The sequence below is a fragment of the Microbacterium sp. CnD16-F genome (assembly GCF_024124465.1).
Classification (GTDB): Bacteria; Actinomycetota; Actinomycetes; order Actinomycetales; family Microbacteriaceae; genus Microbacterium; species Microbacterium gawkjiense.
On the sequence record NZ_JAMXSA010000041.1, the window covers coordinates 21172 to 27498 of the forward strand.

Below are 6327 nucleotides of genomic sequence, written 5' to 3' on the forward strand. Positions count from 1 at the left end.
GTAGGTTCGAGGTATGACTTCTCCCGCACACGCCGCTTCGGACGATCACGGACTCGCCGCGTCCGGGCTCGGCGAGTCGCTCTCGCCCGAGGAGTTCAAGGCCGTCTTCCGGGGGCACCCGGGCGGTGTCGCCGTGATCACCGCGGATGCCGGGAACGGCCCCGTCGCGCTCACGGCGACGTCCGTGTCGTCGGTGAGCGCCGATCCCCCGCTCCTGATCTTCTCGGTGTCGTCGCAGTCGTCGGCGGCGCCCGTGCTCGCCGCGGCCGAGACGCTCGTCGTCCACCTGCTGGACGCCGACGACCTGCGCCTCGCCGAGATCGGCGCGACGAGCGGAATCGACCGCTTCGCGGAGCTGCCGTGGTCGCGCCTGGTCACCGGTGAAGCGGTCTATCACGGTGTGCGGGCCTGGGTGCGGTGCGCCGTGATCGACCGGATGGATGCCGGCGGTTCGACGGTCATCGCCGCGCACGCCCTGCAGGCGAACATCGCGCGCGACTCGACGTCGCCGCTCGTCTACCACAACCGCACGTGGCACCGGTTGGGGCCGGACACCGTCATCTGAGAAGAGCCGCGACCCCCTCGAGGGTCGTGGTCAGCCGCGACGGGCGAGATCGTCGAGCGCTGCGGCGATGCGGCGGATGGTGTCGGCCGTGACGGTCGCGGCCTGCTCGTCGAGACTGTCGATGACCGAGACGACGGCGCCGTGGTGGGCGCCGTAGACCTCGTCGACGAGATCGGCTGCGGTCTCCGTCGGCACGAGATAGTGGGCACGCCGGTCCGAAGGGTGCTGCTCCCGGATGACGTAGCCCTTGCTCACGAGTCGCTCGATCACGTTGGTGACGGTGGCACTGGAGGTCCCGAGCATCACGATGAGGTCCTTCGGGCTGACCTCCCGCTCCTCACGCCGCGCCTGCACGAGATAGCGGAGGGCGGCGAGGTCGATGCCGCCGAGGCCGGAGATGCGCTGGGAACGGTCCGCCTGGACCTGCTCGGCATGACGGAGCTCGAGGATGGCGCTGCTCAGCTCGCGCCCCGCGTCGGTCTTGGGCTGCGCGGCGTAGAGGTGCGTGTGCTCGTGTCGCACGATGGACTGAGGCATGTCAACTCCTCGGCTCGTGACGGGTGTCCAACATCATCCGATCGCCGCCCGAGCCTCAGCCGCGTCCGGATACTTCCCCACGAACCCGCCGGTGTGATCTCGGGCGATCCATCCCGCGGGGTTCTGTTCGACGGTTCCGAGGAACGCGCCGTGGGTGTTGCCGACCCAGAAGCCCGCCTCGACCTCGTGCCACGTCGCGACGCTGTCGCTGACGTCCACGGAGCCGTACGAGTCGAGCACCTCCATCGACTTCACCACCTTACATGTCCGAATCTGTGACAGTTTTTGTCCTTCTCGGAATCAATGATAGACAAGAGATGTGAAATCTACTAGATGTATTGTTTAGCTAGTAATTCAGGAACGGAACGATGACACCCACACCCTCACACCCCATCCCGGCGCCCTTCACGGCACTCGGGGTCGCTCTCATCCCCGAGCAGCGGACGGGCTGGAGGGCGCTCATCCTCGATTCGCTCTCACGACAGCGGCCCCACCGGTCTACGGCCCGGCCGGCCCACCACTGACCCCCTCACCACGACCCACACCAGGAGAACGTCATGGGAAGCCTCTACTACGGGAACGTCGATTCCCCCATCGTCATGCCGGACCGCATCCTCGCTCACCTCGCCGCCGTGGCGACGACCAAGCTGCGGCGCAGCGAGAGCTTCGTCGTCTCGTGGAAGGGCACCGGAGAGGAGGGCGAGGGCCGCACGACCCTCTGGTTCCAGCCCGCGATCCCGCTGCGCTTCGTCTACGACCAGGCCGCGGCGATCCCCCTGAACCCCGCGACGCTGCGTGAAATGGCCGACCAGGCCACCTCCAACGGAGGACTCGTCCTCGATGCCGATCTCGACATCCCCGAGATCACCGCCGCCCGTCCTGAGACTCGTCGCCCGGTGGCCGCCGCATGAGTCACCCCGACTTGATCGACGAGGCGGACGCCTTCGAGGACGCCCTCGCTGCCGACTTCACCGAACGCTTCGGGAGTCCGCCCCTGCTGGTGTGACCCCACAGGCCCCCCCTGCCGCCCCGCTCGCCGACCCCCCACGGCGCGGGGCGGCTTCTTGTGCGGACGCCACGGATGCCGCGCCCGTCACCCGTCCGCGCGCGTCGCCTCGACGGTCTGCAGCAGCAGGGCCAGCGCAGCCCCGACCGCCCGGTCGATCACCTCGGCGGGATCCCCGTCGAACCGCACGAGCTCGTGGCCGGCGGCATCCGCCGTCGCCCAGCCGAGGTAGACGGTGCCCGGAGCGTGCCCGTCCTGGGCGTCCGGTCCGCCGACGCCCGTCGTCGACACGGCGACATCCGCGCCCAGCAGGGCACGGACCCCGCGTGCGAGCTGCTCTGCGCACTCGGGCGAGCAGGGATCGGTTCCGGGTCCGAGGCCCAGGACCTCCTCCTTGACGCGCACCTGATACGCGACGACCCCGCCCGCGAACCAGTCCTGGGCGGACGAGCCGCGCCCGACCTCGGCCGCCAGACGCCCACTCGTGAGGGATTCGGCGACCGCGCAGACCACCCCGACGCGGCCTGCCGCGTCGGCGATGCGTTCGACGAGATCAGGCAGAGCTCTCCGCCTCACCGGGATCGGCGGGCTCGGGGACCAGGTGCAGACCGGCCGGCGAGTTGGCGGCGTACATCAGGGCCTCGGACCACGCGCGATTGATGCGCGACTGACGGCTGCCGTAGTACTTGAAGACGAGCGACGCGTGCGGGTGGAGCCAGACGGACGTGCGGCCCTCGCCGATGCTCCTGTCGTCGCGCCACGTGAAGTGGAAGGACTCGCCGCGGCGCAGCTTGTTGCCGATGACCTGCTGCAAGTGAGCCAGGGTGCGGTCTTCGAAGTCCACCTTGATGGAATCCTCATAGATGAACTTGCCCACTGCGGCCCCCTCGTCGTGTCATCGCGGAGTCGCGACGGACATCTCCCATTATGGTGGCCCCATGGGTGTGATCTACTACGGCAGCTCGGCGATCCCCATCCGGATCGCGGATCGCGCGCTCGCTCACCTGAAGATCGTGATCGCGACCAAGCTCCGGCGTTCCGAGAGCTTCACCGTCTCGTGGCAGCACCCCGAGGATTCGCCGCAGGGACGCACCACCATCTGGCTGCACCCCGCCATCCCCCTGCGTTTCGTGTTCGACGAGCCCGAGCCGCCCGCGCTCAGCCGCGAGTGGATCGAGGAACTGGCGGCATCCGCCAACTCCTCCGGCGGCATCCAACTCATGCCGGAGATGTTCCACGACGACCGCGACGGCCACGTCACGGAGTGACGCAGCCGTCGGCGGAAGCTCTCGTCGAAGGATCACCGAGGAGTGCGGTTCTCCGCACTGATCATCCAGGCGAACTGCTCGAGGCTCTCGAGGATGCCGTGCAGGATGTCGGCGCTCGTCGGGTCCTCCTCGTCGACCTCGTCGTGCACGTCGCGGCACGTCGAGATGGTCGCCTCGAGGCGCTCGGTCACGAGGTCGATGACGTCCGAGGTCAACACCTCGCCGTGGGGGAACTCGGGCAGCGTCGTGGTCTCGGCGACGGTGTCGCTGCGGCCGTCGGGGACGGCGTGCAGGGCGCGCATGCGCTCGGCCACGGTGTCGCTGAACTCCCGGGCGGCGTCGATGATCTCGTCGAGCTGCAGGTGCGTGTCGCGGAAGTTCTTGCCGACCACGTTCCAGTGCGCCTGCTTACCCTGGATCGACAGCTCCAGGAGGTCGACGAGGACCGCCTGCAGGTTGTCACTGAGCTTCTGCGACGCGGTGAAGCCGCGCTCCGCGTTCTGCTCCTCCGTCAGCTGCGCACCCGACTTGGCGGGGCGACGCTTGTTGCGGGTCGCCGAGGTCGCGGACTTCGTCTGGGTTGTCGTCATGACACATCCTTTTTTCTCGGAACGGGGTCGTGTGTCACGCTACGTCGGCGTCGTCGCAGACGACATCGGGTTGCGCCGCCGGCGGCCCCGGTGATAGCCGGGCTCACGCGCCCAGGCGCGCCAGAGCGGCGGTCATCTCCTCGTCGGAGAGCGTCAAACCGGCATCCTGCAGTCGGCGCTCCAGCAGCAGGCGCACGTCCGCGCCCTCCTGGCCGGCGAGGTCGGCCTGGCACTGGACGATGATGCCGTCGATCCTCTGCGCGGCATCCGCGGGGTTCTGTGACATCGAGGGGCTGGACTGGACCCCTTCACGGGGATCGATGGCGTCGCTCATGCAGGACAGTCTGCGCGCCGGGCGGCGCAGGTGTCATCCCCTTGACCGCCACGGGTACCGGGATAGAACTCAGACGGACCGCTGCCGATCCGGATGGATGCGGGGGCCGCGCCAGAACGGCGGCAAACCGTCGGGGTCGGGGTCGTCGAACGCCGGCGCCTGGCCGTCGGTGGGCGGATCCTGCGGCTCCGGTACGGGAATGACGGCGATCGGGACACCCGGGGTGATGAAGAGGTAGGCGGGGCGGGGGCTGCCCTCCCCGTCGTTGACGGCGAGCCAATGCTGCCCTGCGGCCACCCCCTCCTGGATCTCCTGATGGACCTCGTCGAGGGTGCGATTGCCGATGCTGTACCACTGGCCGCCGTACGAGATGTCGATGCGGTTCATCGTTCTCCTCGGCCTCGGACGGACATCGGAGACCCAGCATGCGCCGGATCGCCCACGGAGTCACGATCTTGACAGTCGGCGATGAGGCGATTAGCCCTTACAGGGCCGCCAGCGGCGGACGGTGCGCGATCGGCTTCGGCTTGGCGCGGCGGGGCGCGGCTGCCGCGAGGTAACGGATCGCCCCGCGCAGCAGCTCGTCCACGGTGGGGTACCACCCCGTCCCACGACCGCAGAAGACCCAGGTGACGTCGTACCCGCCATCGTCGGCGGCCTCGACGTACGCGATCAGATGGGCGGCGTCGGACGCCGCCGCCGTCGCGTCGCAGAGCCGCCATGCCGACGCGGACAGCGGCTCGAGGATCAATCGCCCGCAGGAATCCTCACTCACGGTCGCACCTCCGGATGTAGCGTGTTCGCAGGTCGTCGTCGATCTGCCGCGAGTTGACCGCCTCGCGGGTCTCACCATCGCTCCGCGCAGGGCGCGCACCGAGGGGCTTGACACCGCCGGGACCGAGGGTTAGCCGGGGTGAGTAGCAGACGCCGGGATGCGGCGTCAATGCCCCCGGCACGTCACGTGCGCTCGCCTAGCGTTGACGGTGCAAGGTACGTAGGCGGACGGTCGAGACGAGAGGTGTTCGGGTCACCGATTTTTTCTCCCGCGCTTACAACGGCCCCGGCGATCGGGCTTATCGCCGGGGCCTCACCTGTGCAAGCCCCTGCCCTGCGGCCCGGCGTCTCCGTAACGTCGGCACCTCGACGAGAGGAGCAGTCATGGACCACGACGCGCAGCACACCGAGTCGGACAAGCCGATTCCCGGAGGTGCACTCCCGGACGAGGACCCGATGGGTGCGGTCAAGCAGGCGGTCGAGGACGATGCGGCGGTGCCCATCGAGAAGGTCGAGCCGGGCGTCGATCCCGACTCGGCGGATTCCAGCAGGTCGCTGAAGCGCACCGACCACTGATCGCGAAGGCCGCACCCCGTGTGCGGCCTTCGTCGTGTCAGCCCGCCGGCGCCATCTGCGCGTACTCGTTCGCACGGGTCGCGACGTCGTCGATGTAACGGGTGAGCGGGTTGTAGGTGAACACGGCGTCGCGCCAGGCGGTCTCGGTCGCCATCGGGCCGGACCGGCACAAGTAACGCGCAGCCGCCAGGGCGGCGTCATCGATGTGGTTCGGGTCGCGGGTGCCGTCGGCGTCTCCGTCCGCGCCCCATCGCCGCCAGGTCTCGGGGATGAACTGCAGCGGCCCGACCGCGCGGTCCCACCGGTCGTCACCGTCGAGGTCCCCGCCGTCCGTGTCGGCGATGGCCGCCACACCGTCCCCATCCAGCCGCGGCCCCAGGATGCGGGGTGTCACCAGGCCGCTCTCGTCGAGGTGCGACCCGCCGTACGACCCGTGCCGGGACTCCACCCACCCGATCCCGGCGAGGGTGTTCCAGCCGATCGCGCAGGACGGCTGCTCGTGCGCGACGGTGAGGTCCGCCGCCGCGTACGCAATGACGGCGCGACGGGGGATGCCGGTGGCCGCCGCCACCCGCGACGCCCACTCGGCGTCGACGAGATCGACCGCCGGCGCGCGGGCGGGGTCGGCTCCCGCGACGGCGAGGGCGGGTGGCGGGGTGTCGGCCGAGCGCGACGAA

At 69.5% G+C, this 6327-nt stretch carries 13 protein-coding genes; 4 read left to right on the forward strand and 9 right to left on the reverse strand.

Annotated elements, in window-relative coordinates; translation table 11 throughout:
* The first annotated feature begins 13 nt into the window (after positions 1 to 13).
* The gene (locus NH287_RS11110) at positions 14 to 565 is read left to right on the forward strand and encodes a flavin reductase family protein (RefSeq protein WP_253035669.1); all 552 of its coding nucleotides are present in this window, start codon (positions 14 to 16) and stop codon (positions 563 to 565) included.
* Positions 566 to 595: 30 nt separating this feature from the next.
* On the opposite strand, the gene NH287_RS11115 is transcribed toward NH287_RS11110, so the two are convergent.
* Together NH287_RS11115 and NH287_RS11120 are read right to left on the reverse strand one after the other, a co-directional pair.
* Complete coding sequence (locus NH287_RS11115) at positions 596 to 1102, reverse strand: MarR family winged helix-turn-helix transcriptional regulator (protein WP_217529395.1); 507 nt, start codon at positions 1100 to 1102, stop codon at positions 596 to 598.
* 33 nt (positions 1103 to 1135) lie between these two features.
* Positions 1136 to 1360, reverse strand: coding sequence for a hypothetical protein (locus tag NH287_RS11120; protein WP_217529397.1), 225 nt, complete (start codon positions 1358 to 1360; stop codon positions 1136 to 1138).
* A 299-nt stretch (positions 1361 to 1659) separates the two neighbouring features.
* Between NH287_RS11120 and NH287_RS11125 the strand changes: the two genes are divergently transcribed.
* A complete protein-coding gene (locus tag NH287_RS11125; protein ID WP_253035670.1) occupies positions 1660 to 2013 on the forward strand; it encodes a hypothetical protein in 354 nt (117 codons plus the stop codon).
* 182 nt (positions 2014 to 2195) lie between these two features.
* On the opposite strand, the gene NH287_RS11130 is transcribed toward NH287_RS11125, so the two are convergent.
* Together NH287_RS11130 and NH287_RS11135 are read right to left on the reverse strand one after the other, a co-directional pair.
* Complete coding sequence (locus NH287_RS11130; RefSeq protein WP_253035671.1) at positions 2196 to 2684, reverse strand: CinA family protein; 489 nt, start codon at positions 2682 to 2684, stop codon at positions 2196 to 2198.
* A complete protein-coding gene (locus tag NH287_RS11135) occupies positions 2662 to 2985 on the reverse strand; it encodes a hypothetical protein (RefSeq protein WP_064003812.1) in 324 nt (107 codons plus the stop codon). Before NH287_RS11135 ends, NH287_RS11130 begins: the two co-directional genes overlap by 23 nt.
* A gap of 61 nt (positions 2986 to 3046) precedes the next feature.
* On the opposite strand from NH287_RS11135, the gene NH287_RS11140 reads away from it, so the two are divergent.
* Entirely contained in the window at positions 3047 to 3376 is a 330-nt protein-coding gene (locus NH287_RS11140; protein WP_253035672.1) for a hypothetical protein, read from the forward strand.
* Between the two features lie 32 nt (positions 3377 to 3408).
* Here the strand turns inward: NH287_RS11140 and NH287_RS11145 are convergent, their stop codons facing one another.
* The 4 genes from NH287_RS11145 to NH287_RS11160 all read right to left on the reverse strand — a co-directional run bounded on the left by NH287_RS11145 (position 3409) and on the right by NH287_RS11160 (position 5075).
* Positions 3409 to 3966 (reverse strand): Dps family protein, encoded by a 558-nt coding sequence (locus NH287_RS11145; protein WP_064003810.1) that lies wholly within the window; start codon positions 3964 to 3966, stop codon positions 3409 to 3411.
* 103 nt (positions 3967 to 4069) lie between these two features.
* Positions 4070 to 4300 carry a hypothetical protein gene (locus NH287_RS11150; protein ID WP_253035673.1) on the reverse strand — a complete coding sequence of 77 codons (231 nt, stop codon included), beginning with the start codon at positions 4298 to 4300 and terminating at the stop codon, positions 4070 to 4072.
* Between the two features lie 69 nt (positions 4301 to 4369).
* Positions 4370 to 4687 (reverse strand): hypothetical protein, encoded by a 318-nt coding sequence (locus tag NH287_RS11155; protein ID WP_253035674.1) that lies wholly within the window; start codon positions 4685 to 4687, stop codon positions 4370 to 4372.
* Positions 4688 to 4784: 97 nt separating this feature from the next.
* A complete protein-coding gene (locus NH287_RS11160; protein WP_253035675.1) occupies positions 4785 to 5075 on the reverse strand; it encodes a hypothetical protein in 291 nt (96 codons plus the stop codon).
* 383 nt (positions 5076 to 5458) lie between these two features.
* On the opposite strand from NH287_RS11160, the gene NH287_RS11165 reads away from it, so the two are divergent.
* Positions 5459 to 5650, forward strand: coding sequence for a hypothetical protein (locus tag NH287_RS11165; protein ID WP_253035676.1), 192 nt, complete (start codon positions 5459 to 5461; stop codon positions 5648 to 5650).
* 37 nt (positions 5651 to 5687) lie between these two features.
* Here NH287_RS11165 and NH287_RS11170 read toward each other — a convergent pair.
* A partial coding sequence (locus tag NH287_RS11170) for a lytic murein transglycosylase (RefSeq protein WP_253035677.1) occupies positions 5688 to 6327 on the reverse strand: 640 nt, incomplete at its 5' end.

Excerpts from the sequence above, each read along its gene's own strand:
- NH287_RS11125 (WP_253035670.1), top strand. The coding sequence starts at position 1,660 with ATGGGAAGCCTCTACTACGGGAACGTCGATTCCCCCATCGTCATGCCG.
- NH287_RS11165 (WP_253035676.1), top strand. The coding sequence starts at position 5,459 with ATGGACCACGACGCGCAGCACACCGAGTCGGACAAGCCGATTCCCGGA.
- NH287_RS11145 (WP_064003810.1), bottom strand. The coding sequence starts at position 3,966 with ATGACGACAACCCAGACGAAGTCCGCGACCTCGGCGACCCGCAACAAG.
- NH287_RS11155 (WP_253035674.1), bottom strand. The coding sequence starts at position 4,687 with ATGAACCGCATCGACATCTCGTACGGCGGCCAGTGGTACAGCATCGGC.
- NH287_RS11140 (WP_253035672.1), top strand. The coding sequence starts at position 3,047 with ATGGGTGTGATCTACTACGGCAGCTCGGCGATCCCCATCCGGATCGCG.
- NH287_RS11115 (WP_217529395.1), bottom strand. The coding sequence starts at position 1,102 with ATGCCTCAGTCCATCGTGCGACACGAGCACACGCACCTCTACGCCGCG.
- NH287_RS11110 (WP_253035669.1), top strand. The coding sequence starts at position 14 with ATGACTTCTCCCGCACACGCCGCTTCGGACGATCACGGACTCGCCGCG.
- NH287_RS11150 (WP_253035673.1), bottom strand. The coding sequence starts at position 4,300 with ATGAGCGACGCCATCGATCCCCGTGAAGGGGTCCAGTCCAGCCCCTCG.